Genomic DNA, 17,561 nt, shown 5'->3' on the forward strand with positions numbered 1-17,561 from the left:
TCAACCCTGCACCCCACCGATCTCCTGCATCAGGTAAGCACTGGTCAGGATGCCATTGAAGTAGTCCTCCTGCGAAAAGGACTCGTTGGGGCTGTGCAGACCGTCCTCGTTGACGCCCAGGTCCACCAGCAGCACCGGCGCGCCCAGAATGCGGGCAAAGTCCGCCACGATGGGAATGCTGCCCCCGGTGCGTCCGAAGGCGGCGGGCTTGCCGTACACCCGCGCAAGGGCGCGGTCTGCCGCTTTGATAAAGGGGCTACTCAGGTCAAACTTGACGGGATCGCCGCCGTGATGGTCGATCACTTCGACTTGTACGCCCTGGGGGGCCAGGGTGGGGATAAATTCCTGCAACTTCCGGGTGATGTCGGCGGGGTCCTGACCCGGCACCAGGCGACACGACACCTTGGCTCCGGCCTTGGCGGCGATCACGGTCTTGGCCCCTTCGCCCTGGAAGCCGCCCCAGATACCGTTCACGTCCAGCGTGGGACGGCCCCAGATGCGCTCCAGGGTGGAGTAGCCCTCTTCGCCGGGCAGCGACGTGGCCCCGATGCTGGCGGCGAACTGCTCGTCGGAGTGCGGCAGGCCAGCCCACATTTCACGCTCCTCTTCGGTAAGAGGGACCACGCTGTCATAAAAGCCAGGTACGGTGATGCGGCCCTGGTCATCCTTGAGGCCCGCGATGATCTCGCACAGTGCGTTGATCGGGTTGGGAGCGGCGCCGCCGTAGCTGCCGGAGTGCAGGTCACGGCTGGCCCCCTGCACGCGCACCTCCACATAGGCAATGCCGCGCAGGCCGTAGGTCACGGTGGGCACGTCCTTGGCAAAGCGGCTGCCATCGGAAATCACGATCACGTCGCAGGCCAGCTCCTCGCGGTGGGCCTCCAGATAGGGCTCCAGGTTGGGGCTGCCGATTTCTTCTTCGCCTTCCAGCAGGAACTTGAGGTTGACTGGCAATTCGCCCTGCGAGAGCAGCAGCTCTGCGCCTCGCACATGGGCGTAGGCCTGGCCTTTGTCGTCGGTGGCGCCACGGGCATAGATGCGGCCTTCGCGGACTTCTGGTTCGAAAGGCGGGCTGACCCACTCCTCGACCGGATCTTCGGGCTGCACGTCGTAGTGACCATAGACCAGCACCGTCGGCTGGCCGGGAGCGTCCAGGCGCTCGGCGTAGACCACCGGATGGCCGGGGGTTTGGTCTACGCGGGCGCTGAAGCCCAGGGTGGCCAACTTGGCGCGCAGGTACTCGGCGGTGCGGCCCATGTCGGCCCGGCGGGTGCTGTCGGAGCTGACCGACGGAATGCGCAGCAGTTCGAACAGTTCCTGCTGGGCGGCGTCACGGTCAAGATGAGTGGACAAGTCAGCTTGGGTCATGGGTTCATCATAAGCTGCCGCCTGAGTTTACGATGCAGAGATTGTCATACCAGGTAGGTAACAGCATCCAGAGCAAGCTTTATCGAGATAATCAGCGTGTCATTTCACTGCTCAGACACTCGTTAGCTTAACGATTGGCAGCATCTGACTCACCCAGCGTATGGCGGGGTTTTGATTCAGTCTCCCCTTCCAGCCGCGCCACCGTGTCGCGCAGCCAGTCGCGGTCGGCCAGCGTCAGGCGCTCGATACGTTCCATTGCCACCCCTACCCCGGCGGTGCAGGCCACGCGGCGGGCGGCGTAACCCTCCAAGCGGCGCTCGGTGGCGGCCAGCCGTGAGCGCAGGGCGGCCAGGGTGGCCGCCGGGTCCAGGTGCTCTACGAACATCACTGGAACGTTACCGGTAGGAATCAGCGCTTCTTCCTGGGTCAGTTGTGCGGCCAGCAACATCTGAAAGTGAGCGCGGCCCGCGTCCGTGAGGTGGAACACCCGGCGCATGGGCCGCTGCGGCTGGGCCTCAGCGCGGCTGGTGATCAGGCCGTGAGCTTCCAGGCGGTCCAGCAGCCCATAGGCGGTGGCCTTTTTGAGCCGGATCACGGCTTCAAGGTTGCGCTCGATAAAGTCGTTGATCTCATAGCCGTGACGGTCTTGCTCGGTCAGCAGCCCCAGCAGCAGCAGCACCCGCTCGTCATCCGGCAGCGGGAGGAGGTCTGAAAGCGTCTTCGTCACCTCCTCACTCTAACCCTAGTCAGGATTGACTAGGCTGGGTCTGACGAAGTTCCGGCCACACCCACCTTCACCTAAGGAGAATGATGATGAACAGACGTAAACTGCTGACCACGCTGGTGCTGCTAAGCGGCGTGACCCTGGTTGGAGCCGCGACGGCGCAGGCTCAGAACAATGCCGCGATTGAGGCTGTGCGCCCCCTACGCCCCGCCGTTTCGGGCGAGCTGCGTACGCTGGAGCTGCCCGGTTTCGGTACGGTGCACTACTACGCCAGCGAAGGCGGTGAGGGCCGCCCGCTGATCTTGACCCACTCGGTCAATGCCGCTGCTAGCACCTACGAGATGAAGCCGCTGTGGGATGCCTACGCAGGTCAGCGCCCGGTCTACTCGCTGGACTGGCCCGGCTTTGGGCAGTCGGACCGCCCGGATACCCGCTACTCTGCCGAGCTGATGAGCCAGGCGCTGCTGGCCCTGGTCGCGGAGCTGGACACCGAGGTCGACGTGGTGTCACTCTCGCTGGGCAGCGAGTTCGCCGCCCGTGCCGCGCTGGAGGAACCGCGTATCCGCTCGCTGGCCCTGATCAGCCCCAGCGGCCTGGGCGAGCCGCGTGGAAGCAGTCAGGAGGCGACGCAGGAGGACGGCGGAGCCCGTGCCTATGAGCGCCTGAGCCGGTTCGAAGACCCGCTGTACGGCCTGATTCGCAGCCGGCCGAGCATTCATTACTTTCTGAGCCGGTCTTTTAGAGGGGACGTGCCCCGCGACTTGGTGCAATACGCCTGGGAGAGCAGCCGCCAGGAGGGCGCGGTCAACGCGCCGCTGTACTTCCTGAGCGGGCAGTTGTTCAGCCGCGACGGCTACGGCGAGCTGTACTCCAAGTTGGAGATTCCGGTAGCAGTGCTGTATGACCGTGATGCCTTCGTTTCCTTTGAGCGCCTACCACAGTTTGACACCAAGTCAAACGTGGCTGCTGTACGTATTCCCGGCACCGACGGCCTGCCACAGTGGGAGCAACCAGACGCTGTAACGGACGTGCTGGACCAATTCTGGGCGCAGGTGCGCTGAGCTGAGATTAGGAAAAGACCCCTGCCAGGCGGTGGGGGGTAGACCCTCACCGCAATCCACCACCGACTTCCGCCGTTTGCCCATCTATGCAGGTACACTAGGCGGACTGGGGCGGCTTTACTCTCCATTTTCAGGCCGCCCTGAGTACTGACCTCTGACCCCACACATTTGATTCCCACCGGACCTGCCGTTCCTGGAATACTGTCCGGTCACAACAGGAGAAACGCCAATGCAATTCATCACCCCCAAGCCCCGCGTGGGCATTTTTATTGACACCCAGAACCTTTACCACTCGGCGCGTGACCTGCTGGAACGCACCGTGAACTTCGAGACGCTGCTGCATACGGGCGCAGACGGGCGCGAGCTGGTCCATGCCATCGCCTACACCGTGGAGCGCGAGGGCGAGGCGACGGCGCGACCTTTTATCTACAAATTGTCCACACTGGGCTTTAAGGTGCGGCGCATGAACCTGACCATGCACTACGTGGGCGACTCGGGCCGCCCAATCTACGAGGGCAACTGGGACATGGGTATGGTGGCCGACATGGTGCGTCTGATGGACCACCTGGACATCGTGGTGCTGGGCAGCGGCGACGGCGACTTTACCGACATGGTGGAGGTCTTGCAGGAGCGCGGCAAGCGGGTGGAGGTGCTGGCCTTCCGCGAACACACCGCCCAGAAATTAATTGACGCCGCCGACCGCTTTATCCACTTGCCTGACCTGCCTGAAGCACTGATGCCTGCCCGCCGCACCAAGACCGACGCCGATACCCCGGAGTCGCCCGAGGCCGAATGATCGATGCCAGCCTGAACGTACCCGACCCGGACGACATTCTGGCAGCGCTGCACTTTGAGCTGCCACCAGAACGCATTGCCCAGAGTGGGGCCGAGCCGCGTGACTCGGCGCGGCTTTTGGTGGCCGGGGAGCAGCCAGAGCACCGCATCTTCCGCGAGTTGCCGGACCTGCTGCGGCGCGGCGACCTGCTGGTGTTCAACCAGAGCCGGGTGATTCCGGCCCGCGTGATGGCCCGCAAGCCCAAAGTGGGCGACATGGGAGGCGGCCAGGTTGAAGTGCTCTTGCTGCGCGAAGAGGAGGCGAATGTCTGGAGCGCCTACCTCAAACCCGCCCGCCGCGCCGGCAACGAGCTGTGGCTGGGCGGCCCAGAAGGCGAGGGCCACCGCGCAGAAGTGGTGGGTGTGCAGGAGGACGGAGCGCGGTTGCTGCGCTTCGCATACGACATCAAACCCCACTTGGAGGATATCGGACGGCTGCCGCTGCCGCCTTACATTGACGCCGGAGACAGCGACGAGCGCTGGCGCGAACGCTACCAGACGGTGTATGCCCGCGAGGACGGCTCGGTGGCGGCCCCTACGGCGGGGTTGCACTTCACGCCGGAGCTGCTGGCGCGACTGGATGACCTGGGCGTGGAACGCTGCGCTGTCACGCTGCATGTGGGCGCGGGAACCTTCCGCCCCATTCAGGGCCGGGTGGCTGACCATGTGATGCACGCCGAGCGCTACCACATCAGCCCTGAGACGGCGGCGGCCATCAACCAGGCCAAGGCTGAGGGCCGCCGGGTGGTCGCGGTGGGCACCACGACCGTCCGCGCGCTGGAAAGCAGCGTGGATGCGGCGGGGCAAGTTGTCAGCGGGGAGGGCGACACCCAGATTTTCATCACGCCCGGCCAGTCGGTGTATGTGCCGGACCTGCTGATCACCAACCTGCATCTGCCGGGGTCTACCCTGCTGCTGCTGGTGGCGGCCTTCGCCGGAACCGAGACGATTCGGGCAGCTTATGCTGAGGCTCTGCGGGAAGACTACCGCTTTTACTCGCTGGGCGACGCCATGCTGCTACACAACATTCGCCCGTGAGCGGCCCGAGCTACCTGCTGGCCTTACTCCCTCCGGATGACGTGACGGAACGTGTTGTCCGCTGGCGCGAACGCCATGGGCTGCACGACGCGGCTGCCGTGCCACACATCACTGTCAAGGCGCGCAGTGGGCTGGACGCAGATATGGATTGGCAGGCGGCGGCTCAGGCAGCACTAGCCAATCATCGGCCCATAACATTCAGCTTCAGGGCGGCCCGTATCTTTCCACGTGGGCAAGCGCTTTACCTTCCCGTCCTCGGGCGTGGGCCGGTGGACCTGCACTTGGCGCTGCTGGACGCCATCCGTCCGGCGCAGCGTTTTGGCTATGAAGGCCCGCAGATGCAGCCACATCTCTCAGTCGCGTTGGCCAGGCGAGGGCTGGACCTCGCGGCGCTGCTTCCCGACCTCCAAGCCGAGGTAGCTGACCTGGCCGAGCGACCTCCCCACACGGCCCATCAGGTCGCCTTGATGCGTAAGCCGGGGCCCGGCGGCTTTTACGCTGTGGTGGACCGCTGGCCGCTGGGTGAGGAGAAGCAAAGAGAGGGGACCGGTCTTCTCGGTGCTCAGCCTTAGCCCTCCCCCTGGGCTCCTCTAGCCCAAACCCTGCCGCCGCTTGACCGCCTGCAGGTCCGGCTGACGCTTCTCCATCGCCCCGCCTGCACCCCAGTACATCCGCAGCAGCCGCGCCCAGTCGCCGGGGCGGTCTCCACGCGCCGCAATCGGGTTCATGTGCTCAATGTTGGCCTCCATCTCGGCGCGCTCCGGCAGGCGGTAGCGGTCCGTATGGACAACCACTTCACGGTGGAGGCGGGGGCGGTAAGGAGCCTGCTCGTCCGGTAGGCCGATGGTGAGCGCCGAAAACGGCAACACCCCAGCGGGCAGTTCCAGCACTTCCGCGATCTGCGGCAGGTTGTTCAGCACGCCCCCGATCCAGCAACCCTGGTAGCCCAGCATCTCGGCAGCAGTCAGCAGGTTCTGTCCGGCCATGACGGCGTCACCCACCGCAAAATGATTGGCCACGTCGGCCCAGTCACCCACTGCTGTGCCGTCCAGCGCCAGAATCTGACCGATGCGGTGCAGGTCGGCGCATAGGACGAAGGCCGCTCCGGCAGTGGCAATGTGGGCATTGCCAGCCAGCTCCGCCAACTCGGCGCGCTGGGCCGGGCCCTGTACCTGAATAATCGAATACAGCTGTGAAGTGGAGTGGGTCGGGGCCCGCTGCGCGGCGTACAGCACAGCGTCCAGATGGTCTTCGGGCAGCGGAATCGGCTGGCCGTCCTGCGTGCGGTACTGGCGCACCGTCCGGTGGGCACCGAAAAAATCACGGACCTGCTGGGGCGTTAGGGCTCGGGTGTCAGGTACAGTTTCAGGCATGCCCGCCAGAATATGTGGCAGGCGTCTCACGCATTGGGAAAAAACCTTAATCTGCCGCCAGATCAATTCTTACGGTTGCCACTGGGGACAGCATTAGACTGCCGCACATGACCATTCCCACCCATCCCACCCACCGCTCGGACGACCCCATCGTCACGCCCCAACTGCTTCAGGGGGCGCGCATGAAGGGGCTGGAACTGCGCAACCGCATCGCCGTGTCGCCCATGTGCATGTACTCGGCCAAAGACGGCCTGGCCAATGACTTTCATATGGTTCACTACGGCCAATTTGCGCTGGGCGGTGCCGGACTGATTCTGATGGAGGCCACCGCCGTCAGTCCTGAGGGCCGCATCAGCGCACATGACCTGGGCCTGTGGAGTGACGATCAGATTGGGCCGCTGGGCCACATCACCGACTTTGCCCATGCGCACGGCTCCAAGATTGGGGTGCAACTGGCGTACGCTGGGCGCAAAGCCTCCACTCACCGCCCCGGAGACGGCCACGGGGCCATCTCACTGGAGCGCGGTGGCTGGGAGGTCATCGCCGCCAGCGAAGGAGCTTACAGCGAGAACTACCCCCGCGCCCGCGCCATGACCACCGAGGAAGTGGCCGCTGCACCCGCCGTCTTTGCCGCTGCTGCCCGCCGCGCCGAAGTCGCCGGGTTCGACACCGTAGAGATTCACGCGGCGCACGGTTACTTGCTGCACCAGTTTCTCTCGCCGCTGAGCAACGACCGCACCGACGAGTACGGCGGCTCATTTGAGAACCGGACTCGCCTGCTGGTGGATACCGTGCGGGCGGTGCGCGAAGTCTGGCCCGAGCACCTGCCGCTGCTGGTGCGAATTAGCGCGACTGACTGGGTAGAGGGTGGCTGGGACCTGGAACAATCGGTGGCCCTGGCCAAGGTTCTGCGCTATGAAGGCGCAGACGTGCTGGACGTCAGCAGTGGCGGCCTGGACCCCCGCCAGCAGATTCCTGTCGAGCCGCTATACCAAGCGCCACTGGCCCACCGCATCAAGCAAGAAGCGCCCGAACTGGGTGTGATGGCCGTCGGCCTGATCGAAACGCCCATGCAGGCCGAACAACTGCTGCAAGAAGGCATGGCCGATTGGGTCGCCCTGGGACGCGCCATGCTGCGCGACCCGCATTGGCCCCAGCGGGCCGCCCGCGAGTTCGGCATCGCCCCGGAACTGCCGCAGCAGTATGGCCGGGCCGGTTGGTAGCAGAGGGCGGAGGACGCGCGGAGCATTTTTCCTTTAATGCGTCGGGAGTTCAGTTCTCCAGCGGCCAGCGGTTGACCCACAGACCCCGCAGGCCCACTCGCCCGTAGATGTCCGGGGCGGCCCCACGCAGACCTGCACTCAGACTGGCCTGTTTGACGCGGTGGTGGGTCAGGTTGACCCAGCCGGATACCTGCAACATTCCCTCGGCGGCAGTGATGGCGGCTCGCTGAGACTGCTCGTCCTGGCCCAGTCCGGATAGCGCGGCTTCTACTTCGGCCAGCAGGGTCGCCGGCAACAGGCGACGAAACAGCAACTGCGGCGAGTGCATGGCGGTCCAGAACGAGAGCGCCGTGTCGGCCCCGGCCACCTCGCCCATCAGCACCAGGTCGGCGTGTTGGTCCAGCTGCCGCTCATCGTCCAGCCCGAAGACCTCCACGCTGATCTGCAGGCCCAACGCTGCGGCACGTGCCACCAGCCACTCGGCTTCGGCGCGGGCTTCGGGGTAGGGCAGCACATACAGCGTGAGCGGCGGCACGGGGAGCAGCGCATCCTCCAGCTGCCGCCGCGCCCGCTCCAGCGAACGCTCCCGCGCTGGGCGCTGCGCCGAGAACTCAGGGAAAAAGCTGGTCGCCAGCGGTTGAGCGGTGCGCCCCGTTTCCTGCCAGAAAGTCTGGACATCGTGCAGCTCAGCCAGTGCCAGACGCAGCGCCGGGTCATGGGCGGCAGGCCGCCGAGCATTCCAGATCAGGAACTGCACCCCGCGCTCCACCTCGGTGCGGGTCTGCGGCGGGATGGCCTCGGCGCCTTGCAGCTCGACCACTCCTCCCGCAGTTCCTGGCGGCGCATAGAAAAACTCGGCCTCGTCCAGCAGGGGGCGGCCCGCGTAGTGACCGTCAAAAGCCCGCAGGCGCAAACCGCCCGCAAAGGCGCTGAAGCAAAATGGCCCCGTGCCACACAACTCCATTCCCTGTGCTGGCGCGTCCGCCGGCTGAATCAGCAGCGGTGTCTGGGCCAGGCGGTGTGGCAGGAGCGGGTCAGGTCGGCATAACTTCAGCTGCAGTGTCCAGTCATCCAAAGCCGTCACGTCAGCCAGCCCAGGCAAGCTCCAGGCTGCTTCTGCCGTCACGCGGCGCAGAGTGAAAGCGGCGTCCTCAGCAGTCAATCGCCGTCCGTGGTGAAAGCGCACGCCTTTTCGCAGATGAAAGCGCCAGGTCAGGCCGTCCGTGGAGACTTCCCAGTGATGGGCCAGCGCGGGGCGCAGTGGGCTGCCCACGTCCTGCGCGGTCAGGCCATCAAACACCTGGTGCAGCAGCCAGGATTCCAGCGTGACCCAGCTGCGCAGGGGGTCCAGGCTGGTCAGCGGACGGGTGATCAGCAGGCGCAGGCGGTCCTGCCCCGCCGGGCTGGTGTGCAGGCCGAAGAGCTGTCCCACTTCAGGCGGCCTGGTCCACGAAACCGGAAAACCCAGGGTGTTTAGGCGACTCCATTCATCCAGGCGTCCGGCCTGCACCAACGCCGCCGCCAGTGCCCTGATCTCAGGCTCGGCCTGGCCCATGAACGTCAGCTGTGACCACTGCCCCCGCCCCTGTCCCGGCACATAGTGGCAGCGCCCAGCCGCCTGCCAGCGCTGCAAGATACGGCGCGCCGTCTTGGGGCTGCACCCCCACAGGGCCGCCACTTCCGGGACGCGGATTCGGCCACACCGTTGGTCCCCCTGCTCTGCGACCAGCACGGCCCGCAGGGTCAGCCAGGGCCAGTCGGGAGTGGGCGATGAAGGGAGAGACTTAAAAGGGGACAGAGCAGGCATCTCTTGGGACTTTTTACCACCTTTGGCTCCGGCGCATACTGCCGGGCATGTGGCAGAGCCTGCACCCCAACATCAAAGTCCGCATCATCACGTCCTTTTTGGCGCGGCTGGTAGGTGGGGCCGTGTTTCCGCTGCTGGCGATCTACTTTACGGAACACCTTGGCGCAGGGCTGGCCGGGCTGCTGCTGGGGCTGCTGGTGGCGGTGCAGTTCGTGGCGGGGCTGTACGGTGGGCACCTGGCCGACCTGTGGGGCCGCCGCCGCACACTGCTGCTGGGCGAAGGGCTGAAGGTGGTGTCGTTCGCCGCGCTGCTGGCCGCCAACGTGGATGGCATCTATCCCTACCTGACCTTTGCCGCGGTGTGCCTGAACAACGTGGCAGGCGGCCTGGTCAATCCGGCTTCGGAGGCGATGCTGGTGGACGTGTCCACCGAGGAAAGCCGGACCTTCATGTACGCGGTAAACTACTGGGCCATCAATGCCAGCCTGCTGGTGGGTACGCTGCTGGGTGGCTGGCTGTACCGCGACCACTTCCCGCTGCTGCTGGGCGGGCTGCTGGTGATGTCGCTGGTGATTCTGTCTGTATCCTGGCGCTTCCTGACCGAGACACGGGCCGGGCAACGCGGCGCAGCGGTGCGTTCACAGCTGGGGCTGAAGCCGCTGCTGGGCAGCTACGCGGTAGTGGCCCGTGACCCGGCCTTTTTGCTCTTCACGGCGGGCGGCATTGCGATTCTCGCCATTGAGTTCTCGCGGGGCAACTGGGCCGCCGTGCATCTGGCGCAGGCCTTCGCGCCGCTGAACATAGGCGGACAACTGATTGACGGGGTGCGGGCCATGAGCCTCCTGACAGCGCTGAATACGGCACTGGTGGTCCTCCTGACTGCCCCAGTGACCGCCTGGGTGCAGAAGCGTCCACTGGAACCCACCATGTACGCCGGATTCGTCCTGTTCGCGGCAGGCTTTGCGGCCCTGGCCTGGTCCACGTCGCTGCCGCTGCTGCTGGCCGCCACGGTGGTCCTGACCCTGGGCGAACTGATGTATGTACCGACCCGCCAGACCCGCCTGGCCGACCTGATGCCCGCAGATGGACGCGGCGCTTACCTGGCAGTGAACGGGCAACTGTTCACCCTGGCCAAATGGGTCGCCACGCTGGGTATTCCACTGGGCGCGGCCTACGGCGGGGGCCTGATGGCGGCGCTGACCCTGGCGCTGGGGCTGGCCGGGGTAGGGCTGACGGCGGCGGGGCTGCGGCGCTCTAGGCTGGTCAGGCTGCAGGCCGGGGTTTAGCGAGCATGGCGCCGCCTGTCCTTACGCTGCTCTAGACTGACCCACATGAGTCCCCGTAATCCTCCCCAGGTCGGTCAGCGCAGCGGCAACCGGGCCACTCGCACAGATGCGCAGGCCGTGACCCTCAAACCCCAGGCCGTCCGGCGTATTGCCGGGCGCTACCCTTTCGGCCATCAGAAAGACATCGCGGACGCTCCGGAAGGGCTGGAACCGGGGGCCGTGGTGACGGTGCGCGGCCCGGACGGCAGTTTCGTGGGACGTGGGTACTGGAATGCCGGTGGAGCCACTCCACTGCGGCTTCTGACCTGGCAGGACGAGCAAATCGGACTGGACTTTTACCGCCGCCGAGTGCGTGAAGCGCTGGCCCGCCGCGAGGGCCGCGTCACCGGAACGAATGCCCTGCGCGTGCTGCACGCCGAGGCCGACGGGATGCCCGGCGTGGTGGCGGATCAGTTCGGGGACGTGCTGAGCGTGCAGCTGCGCAACGCGGGGGTGGAAAGCCACCGCGACCACATCCTGCGGGCACTGCGCGAAGAAACCGGAGCCACGGCAGCCTTTGAGCGCAGCGACACGGGCGAGCGCCGCAAGGAAGGCCTGGACCTGACCAGTGGGGCACTCTGGGGCGAGCTGCCGGACGAAGTGGAGTTCTTTGAGGACGACCTGCGGCTGTCCTTCCGGCCACTCGAAGCCCAGAAAACCGGCTTTTTCCTGGATCAGCGCGACAACCGCCGCCTGATGCGCTCGCTGGTGAGTGCGGGACAGAGCTTTCTGGACGTGTATTCCTACACCGGATCGTTCAGTCTGCACGCCGCCAAAGCCGGGGCCAGAGCGGTCGCCATCGACAAGGATCAGGTGGCACTGGCGACCCTGGAGGGTGTGGCCCGCCGCAACGGGGTGAGCGTGGGGGTGCGCTGGGGAGACGCGCTGGAACAACTCAGCGCCCTGCAAAAAGAGAAGCGCCGCTTTGACGCCGCTGTGTTCGACCCCCCCACCCTCGCCAAGCGCAAAGACGACCTGCCCCGCGCCAAGAAGATCTTCACTGACGGCGTAGGTCAGGTGCTGGACATGCTGAATCCCGGCGGACACCTGCTGGTCAGCACCTGCGCGCACTACATCGGGGTCAATGACCTGCTGGACGCCTCGCGGGTGGCAGCCGGGCAGGCGGGCTGCGGGGCTGAAGTGGTCGCCATCACCTACCAGCCCGCCGATCACCCTCACCGACTGAGCGTGCCTGAAAGCCTCTATCTCAAGAGCTTGCTGCTGCGTAAAGAAGACTGAGATGCTGGGATCACTGTCAGGGCCGGTGCAGGCCGGGATATGGGGGCTGGTTTCGGGCTCGGCGCTGCTGCTGGGCGCGCTGATCGGGCTGCGGTTCAACTTGCCCCGGCGCTGGGTGGCCGCCGTCATGGCGTTCGGGTCCGGCGTGCTGATTTCCGCCCTGGCCTTTGAGCTGATGGAAGAAGCGTACTTACGCGACGGCCTGACTTCCACCAGCCTGGGATTTCTGGGTGGAGCCGTGCTGTACACTGCCGCCACCACCCTGCTGGAGCGCTGGCAGGGCAACAGCGGCGACAAGGAAGATCAGGAAAGCGGGTCCGCCTTCGTGGCCGGCGCACTGATTGACGGGATTCCCGAATCCATCGTGGTCGGGCTCTCTCTACTCTCAGGCGGCGCGGTCAGTCTGGTTACAGTGATCGCCATTTTCCTCAGCAACATCCCAGAAGGGCTGTCTGGGGCCACTGGGATGAAACAAAACCACCGCCCAGGTCAGATCGTGCTGCTGTGGACCGGGGTCACGTTGCTGCTGGGGCTTGCCTCGCTGCTGGGGTATACCGCCTTTGACCACGCCCCGGCCAGCGTGGTGGCGGCCACCACCGCCGTCGCGGCGGGCGGCATCCTCGCCATGCTGGTCAACACGATGATTCCCGAAGCCTTCAAAGAAGAGCACAACTGGTCAGGACTCATTGCCGCGCTGGGCTTCTTGGTGTCGTTCGCGCTGAGCAAGCTGGGCGGCGGATGACCCTGGCGCTTTACCGTGGCGGCGCTGGTGCTGGCTCCGGCCGTATGGTGGGCGTATCCGGATGTCCCAGCAACCGAAGCCTAATGGGTCAGGCCAGCGCCAGGCGGCACAAAAAGTTGAGATTTTACCGTCACGTCACCTGCAAAATCAGGCATAGTGCCAGACGATGAACTTTCAGGAATATTCGGCCAAACAGGCCCAGCGGCAGGCGTCCCAGGAGCATGAGACGCTGCGCCGCCCGCTGGATTTCACTCCCTTTGAAGCCAGTCTGGCCGGATTGGATGCTGAGGACTGGCAAGCCCAGGAAACCCTGATGCTGGAGCGTACGGCTGCGGAGCTAAGCGAATTGCAGGCGGGTGGAGAGCTGAGCGCCGAGGCACTCACACGGCTGCACCTGCGCCGGATCCGCGACCTGGACCAGGGCCGCTTCAACAGCGTGCTGGAACTGAACCCTCAGGCACTGAACGACGCCCGCCGCCTAGACGCCGAGCGTCAGGCCGGGCAGGTCCGTTCGCCGCTGCACGGCCTGACCGTCTTGATCAAGGACAACATTGCGGTAGCGGGCCTGCACAACACGGCAGGCGCGGCGGTGCTGAGGAGCGCCGTCGCCACCGCCGACGCCCCACTGGTCGCGCAGTTGCGGGCGGCGGGTGCGGTCATTCTGGGCAAGGCCAATCTGTCGGAGTGGTCCAACTTCATGACCGAGGACTCGGTGAACGGCTACAGCGTGCTGGGAGGGCCAACCCGGAATCCTTATGGTCCCTTTGATGTGGGCGGGTCCAGCTCCGGGCCGGCGACGGCCACCGCGCTGAACCTCTGCACCTTCGCGGTGGGGACCGAAACCGCAGGGTCGCTGATCTATCCTGGCAGCCAGAACGCGCTGGCGGTCCTCAAGCCCAGCCGGGGGCTGATCAGCCGCCGCCGGATCATTCCCATCACCGAGGCGCAGGACACTGCCGGACCGATGGCCCGCACCGTCGCCGACCTGGCACTGCTGCTGGGCGCGCTGGTGGGCCACGACCCACAGGACCCTGTGACGCAGGCCGCCCAGGGGTTCCGCCTGCCCGATACCTTGGACGCAAATGCCCTGCAGGGGAAGCGGGTGGGCGTCATCTTGCCTGAAGATTTCGCGCCTGAACTGCGTCAGAAGGTCGAACAGGGCCTGGCGGCAGCGGGCGCCGTGGCCGTGCCCCTGACCTTCGAGGAACCTGAACTGGACTGGCTGGGCGTGATGCTACACGGGATGCAACGAGACCTGCCCGCTTACCTGCGTGACGCGGGCGCTCCGGTGACCACCCTGGCCGAAATCGTGGCCTTCAACTCTGAGCACGCAGAGCAACATTCTCCCTACGGCCAGACGCTGCTGGAAATGGCGCTGGACCCGGAGCGCCAGGTGACAGACGAGGCCTATGAGGCCGCCCGCACCCAGAACTTCGAGCGGGCCACTGGGGCCCTGGACAGCGCTCTAGAAGGCGTGGACTGGCTGCTCTCACTCAGCAACGAGCTGTCCGGCGTCTACTCGGCGGCGGGCTACCCGGCGCTGACGGTCCCGGCCGGGCAGTACAGCAACGGTGAGCCTTTCGGCGTCACTTTCGTTGGGCCCTTGCTCAGCGATGCCGGGCTGATCCAGGCCGCCTACGCCTACGAGCAGGCGACCCAGGCGCGGCCCGCCCTCCCTGCACACCTCTAAAGTCACCGGACAAAAAGTCAACGCTTTTCTGTCCGGTAGAGAGAGGAAGTTGGAACCGGCAGGGGTGCGCTGGTTCAACAAACCCGCCGAGGGGGGCAAAGTGCCTTAACTGGCTGCCTCGGCAGGGCTACGGCGGCGCGTCGGGGCCTTGCCCCCACTCCAGGCCACGCCCACCGCTTCTTCCACGCTGCGGATACCGGCCACACCGTCCAGGCCGGGCGGCACGATCAGGCGTTGGTACCCGGCGCGGCGGGCTTCCTCGGCGCGGCGCCCGCTGGCGGTGGTGGAACGGACCTCGCCGGCCAGGCCCACCTCACCGAACACGGCCACGTTCTCGGCCAGCGGGCGCCCCACCACGGCCGAGTACACCGCCAGCGCGGCGGCCAGGTCCAGGCCGGGGTCGGCCACCTTGAGGCCGCCGGCCAGGTTCACGTAGATGTCCAGCCCGCCCAGCGTCAGGTCCAGCCGGCGTTCCAGCACGGCCAGCACCACGTCCACCCGGCGCGGGTCCAGGCCCACCACCACCCGGCGCGGGTTGGGAAAGGGCGTCTTGGCGGCCAGGGCCTGCACTTCCAGCAGCATGGGCCGCTGCCCGTCGATGGTGGCGGCCACCACGCTGCCCGGCACGCCGACGGGGCGCTCGGCCAGGAAGGCGGCGCTGGGGTTCTCCACCGCGATCAGCCCCTCGCCGCGCATCTCGAACACGCCCAGTTCGCCGGCCTGCCCGAAGCGGTTCTTGACCGACCGCAGCAGCCGGAAAGCCCCCACCGATTCCAGAAATATGGTGGTGTCCACGATGTGCTCGATGACCTTGGGGCCGGCCACGGTGCCTTCCTTGGTCACGTGGCCCACCAGCACGGTGGCGGTGCCGGTTTCCTTGGCGGCGCGGGTCAGGACGGCGGTGCCCTCGCGCACCTGAGCGATGCCGCCGCTGACGCCGTCGCCCTCGGCCACGACGGTCTGGATAGAGTCCACGATGCACAGCGCCGGCCGGTGTTCTTCCATCAGCGCGGCCACATGCTCGGCGCGGGTGTCGCGGGTGAGCTGAATCTCGCCGGCCACGCCCAGGCGGTCGGCCCGCAGGCGAATCTGCTCCAGCGATTCCTCGCCGGCCACGTACAGCACGGCGCCGCCGCTGCGGGCAATCCGGTCGGCCACCTGCAGCAGCAGCGTGGACTTGCCGATGCCCGGCTCACCGCCGATGAGGGTTACGCCGCCCGCCACCAGCCCGCCGCCCAGCACGCGGTCCAGCTCCGGGATACCGCTGGACGTGCGGGGTTCCTCGCGCCGGCCCACGCTGCTGAGCGCCGTGACCTGGCCGCCCTTGATGCCGCCGTAGGCCCCGCCCAGGCTGGAGCGCCCGCTCACGGCCGGCTTGTCCTCCACTTCCTCGAAGGAGTTCCAGGCTTGGCAGTTGGGACAGCGGCCCAGCGGCTTGGCCGACTGGTAGCCGCAGCTCTGGCAGATGTACTGCGTCTTGCTACGGGCCATCAACCCTCCCGCGTGGGGGTGTTGGCTCCGGTGGGGCGGCTGTCGGCCCGCCAGTAGCCCTGCTCGCCCCCGGTCAGATACTCGCCGTCCAGCAGCTCGGTCAGCAGGGTGGCTTCCAGCGATTCGTCGGCGTGGTCGCGCAGCATGACGCCGACTTCCTGCGGCGAGTAGACGCGGCCCGACTCGAACAGGTCGGTCAGGTGGTTGAGAATCGCCATCTGGTGCTGGGCGCGGCGGTCGCTGGGCCAGGAGGTGATGCGGCCGAAGTCGTCGGTAAATCCATCGAAGCTCTTGAACATCCGCCCATGCTAGCGGCTCGGCGGCGGCGCGAAGGTGGGCCGGCGCCTGCGCCCCCACTCAGCGGCGCAGGCGGCAGCCGGCCAGCAGCGGGGCCGTCTCGCCGCTGGCCGGGTGGTAGACGCTCAGGGTGCCTTCTCCCTGGTGTTCCCACCACTCCAGGCCCGATGCGGTATCCAGCCCGGCCAGCCCCACATAGCGGCTCCCACTGGCGCTGACCGCCGGGGCCAGGCCATAGTTCTGCCCCTGGTATCGCAGCACCACAAAAGTCAGATCGTGGGCCTGGACGTAACGCACCAAGACACGGCCGCCCTGACACTGTATCCAGGTGAAAGCGGGCTGGACAGCAACCGGCGGCGCTCCAGCCCCCCCGGCCAGGGCGGTGCCCCCCAGGAGAGCGGGGCTGCTCAGCAGGGCAGCGGCCATCAGCGTGCGGAACAGTTGGGTGAACATGGAAGCAGTATAGGCCTTTCCTGGCCTGCCGTGGCGCTCCCCGCACCCACCCGACTGTTCCGCACCCCTGGCTGCCTATACTGCCCCCTATGAAACTGGCACTCATCGGAACCGGCAAGCTGGGCTGTGCGCTGCTGACCGGACTGTTTCAGCGGGGCGTGCTGGCGCCGCAGGACGTGGGCCTGCTGAGCCGCGACGCCCACAAGACCTGTCAGGTGGCCGGGCGCTTTGGTGCGCCGGTCATCGGGCGCGGGGACCTGGCCGGGGCCGAGTACATCCTGCTGTGTGTGCAGCCGGGAGCCTTTCAGGAGGTGGCCGGCTGGGCGGGCGGGCACAGTGCGGGGTACATCAGCACGCTGGCGGGCGTGACCACCGGCACCCTCAGCAGATGCCTGGGCAGCGAGCGGGCCGTGCGGGCCATGCCCAGCCTGGCCGCCACCATCGGGCGCTCGCAGACGGCCCTGACCGCCACCCCCGGCGCCGAGGCGGCCGGCGACCTGGCCTTCGCGCAGGGGCTGTTCGGCGCGGTGGGCGACACCTACCGGATTCCCGAACACCTGTTCGACACCTTTACCGGCATGAGCGCCAGCGGCCTGGCCTACGCCGCCGTGTTCGCTGAGGCGCTGGCCGACGGCGGCGTCCGCATGGGACTGCCCCGGCCGCTGGCCAACGAACTGGCCCAGAAGCTGCTGGTGTCGGGCGGCGAACTGCTGGCCGAGCGGCCCCACCCCGCCATGCTCAAGGACGAGGTGTGCAGCCCCGGCGGCACCACCATCGCGGGCATCCGGGCACTGGAAGGCGGCAACTTCCGCCGCAGCGTGATCGACGCCGTGGAGGCTGCTACCCGGCGCGGCCACGAGCTGGGGCGCGGGGAGCGGGAAACGGGCGACAGCTAG

Annotated in this window: 17 protein-coding genes; 10 read left to right on the plus strand and 7 right to left on the minus strand. The window is 66.7% G+C overall.

The genetic code is table 11. From position 1 onward, the window contains the following. Window positions 1-1,368 (minus strand): dipeptidase, encoded by a 1,368-nt coding sequence (locus LMT64_RS04925; RefSeq protein ID WP_126350716.1) that lies wholly within the window; start codon window positions 1,366-1,368, stop codon window positions 1-3. A 127-nt stretch (window positions 1,369-1,495) separates the two neighbouring features. After that, window positions 1,496-2,095 (minus strand): PadR family transcriptional regulator, encoded by a 600-nt coding sequence (locus LMT64_RS04930; protein ID WP_126350717.1) that lies wholly within the window; start codon window positions 2,093-2,095, stop codon window positions 1,496-1,498. Window positions 2,096-2,181: 86 nt separating this feature from the next. On the opposite strand from LMT64_RS04930, the gene LMT64_RS04935 reads away from it, so the two are divergent. The 4 genes from LMT64_RS04935 to LMT64_RS04950 all read left to right on the plus strand — a co-directional run bounded on the left by LMT64_RS04935 (window position 2,182) and on the right by LMT64_RS04950 (window position 5,597). Next, entirely contained in the window at window positions 2,182-3,153 is a 972-nt protein-coding gene (locus LMT64_RS04935) for an alpha/beta fold hydrolase (protein WP_126350718.1), read from the plus strand. Between the two features lie 229 nt (window positions 3,154-3,382). Then, entirely contained in the window at window positions 3,383-3,949 is a 567-nt protein-coding gene (locus LMT64_RS04940; protein ID WP_126350719.1) for a LabA-like NYN domain-containing protein, read from the plus strand. After that, window positions 3,946-5,025 carry a tRNA preQ1(34) S-adenosylmethionine ribosyltransferase-isomerase QueA gene (gene queA / locus LMT64_RS04945; RefSeq protein ID WP_126350720.1) on the plus strand — a complete coding sequence of 360 codons (1,080 nt, stop codon included), beginning with the start codon at window positions 3,946-3,948 and terminating at the stop codon, window positions 5,023-5,025. Before LMT64_RS04940 ends, queA begins: the two co-directional genes overlap by 4 nt. Continuing rightward, a complete protein-coding gene (locus tag LMT64_RS04950; protein WP_126350721.1) occupies window positions 5,022-5,597 on the plus strand; it encodes a 2'-5' RNA ligase family protein in 576 nt (191 codons plus the stop codon). The genes queA and LMT64_RS04950 overlap by 4 nt, the downstream gene beginning before the upstream one ends. A gap of 18 nt (window positions 5,598-5,615) precedes the next feature. Here the strand turns inward: LMT64_RS04950 and LMT64_RS04955 are convergent, their stop codons facing one another. Beyond that, window positions 5,616-6,398, minus strand: a complete 783-nt coding sequence (locus tag LMT64_RS04955; protein WP_229253402.1) for a nitroreductase family protein — start codon at window positions 6,396-6,398, stop codon at window positions 5,616-5,618. A gap of 107 nt (window positions 6,399-6,505) precedes the next feature. Between LMT64_RS04955 and LMT64_RS04960 the strand changes: the two genes are divergently transcribed. After that, the gene (locus tag LMT64_RS04960; RefSeq protein WP_229253403.1) at window positions 6,506-7,621 is read left to right on the plus strand and encodes an NADH:flavin oxidoreductase/NADH oxidase; all 1,116 of its coding nucleotides are present in this window, start codon (window positions 6,506-6,508) and stop codon (window positions 7,619-7,621) included. A 49-nt stretch (window positions 7,622-7,670) separates the two neighbouring features. Here LMT64_RS04960 and LMT64_RS04965 read toward each other — a convergent pair whose 3' ends face one another. After that, window positions 7,671-9,428, minus strand: coding sequence for an ABC transporter substrate-binding protein (locus LMT64_RS04965; RefSeq protein WP_126350724.1), 1,758 nt, complete (start codon window positions 9,426-9,428; stop codon window positions 7,671-7,673). Between the two features lie 47 nt (window positions 9,429-9,475). Here LMT64_RS04965 and LMT64_RS04970 point away from each other — a divergent pair, with 47 nt between their 5' ends. The 4 genes from LMT64_RS04970 (at window position 9,476) to LMT64_RS04985 (ending at window position 14,424) form a co-directional block, all read left to right on the plus strand. Then, window positions 9,476-10,714, plus strand: coding sequence for an MDR family MFS transporter (locus tag LMT64_RS04970; RefSeq protein ID WP_126350725.1), 1,239 nt, complete (start codon window positions 9,476-9,478; stop codon window positions 10,712-10,714). A gap of 45 nt (window positions 10,715-10,759) precedes the next feature. Next, window positions 10,760-11,992 (plus strand): class I SAM-dependent rRNA methyltransferase, encoded by a 1,233-nt coding sequence (locus tag LMT64_RS04975; protein ID WP_126350726.1) that lies wholly within the window; start codon window positions 10,760-10,762, stop codon window positions 11,990-11,992. Between the two features lies 1 nt (window position 11,993). After that, window positions 11,994-12,734, plus strand: coding sequence for a ZIP family metal transporter (locus LMT64_RS04980; RefSeq protein WP_126350727.1), 741 nt, complete (start codon window positions 11,994-11,996; stop codon window positions 12,732-12,734). A gap of 166 nt (window positions 12,735-12,900) precedes the next feature. Continuing rightward, a complete protein-coding gene (locus LMT64_RS04985) occupies window positions 12,901-14,424 on the plus strand; it encodes an amidase family protein (protein ID WP_126350728.1) in 1,524 nt (507 codons plus the stop codon). A gap of 105 nt (window positions 14,425-14,529) precedes the next feature. Here the strand turns inward: LMT64_RS04985 and radA are convergent, their stop codons facing one another. From radA to LMT64_RS05000, 3 genes are read right to left on the minus strand one after another with little or no spacing between them, the layout of a single operon-like run. Beyond that, a complete protein-coding gene (gene radA, locus LMT64_RS04990) occupies window positions 14,530-15,915 on the minus strand; it encodes a DNA repair protein RadA (protein ID WP_126350729.1) in 1,386 nt (461 codons plus the stop codon). Continuing rightward, window positions 15,915-16,214 (minus strand): DUF2087 domain-containing protein, encoded by a 300-nt coding sequence (locus LMT64_RS04995; protein ID WP_126350730.1) that lies wholly within the window; start codon window positions 16,212-16,214, stop codon window positions 15,915-15,917. Before LMT64_RS04995 ends, radA begins: the two co-directional genes overlap by 1 nt. A gap of 58 nt (window positions 16,215-16,272) precedes the next feature. Further along, the gene (locus LMT64_RS05000; RefSeq protein WP_229253404.1) at window positions 16,273-16,665 is read right to left on the minus strand and encodes an MliC family protein; all 393 of its coding nucleotides are present in this window, start codon (window positions 16,663-16,665) and stop codon (window positions 16,273-16,275) included. A gap of 89 nt (window positions 16,666-16,754) precedes the next feature. On the opposite strand from LMT64_RS05000, the gene proC reads away from it, so the two are divergent. Continuing rightward, window positions 16,755-17,561, plus strand: coding sequence for a pyrroline-5-carboxylate reductase (gene proC, locus LMT64_RS05005; RefSeq protein WP_126350731.1), 807 nt, complete (start codon window positions 16,755-16,757; stop codon window positions 17,559-17,561).

Origin of the sequence: Deinococcus radiophilus (assembly GCF_020889625.1) — a bacterium.
GTDB classification, from domain to species: Bacteria; Deinococcota; Deinococci; order Deinococcales; family Deinococcaceae; genus Deinococcus; species Deinococcus radiophilus.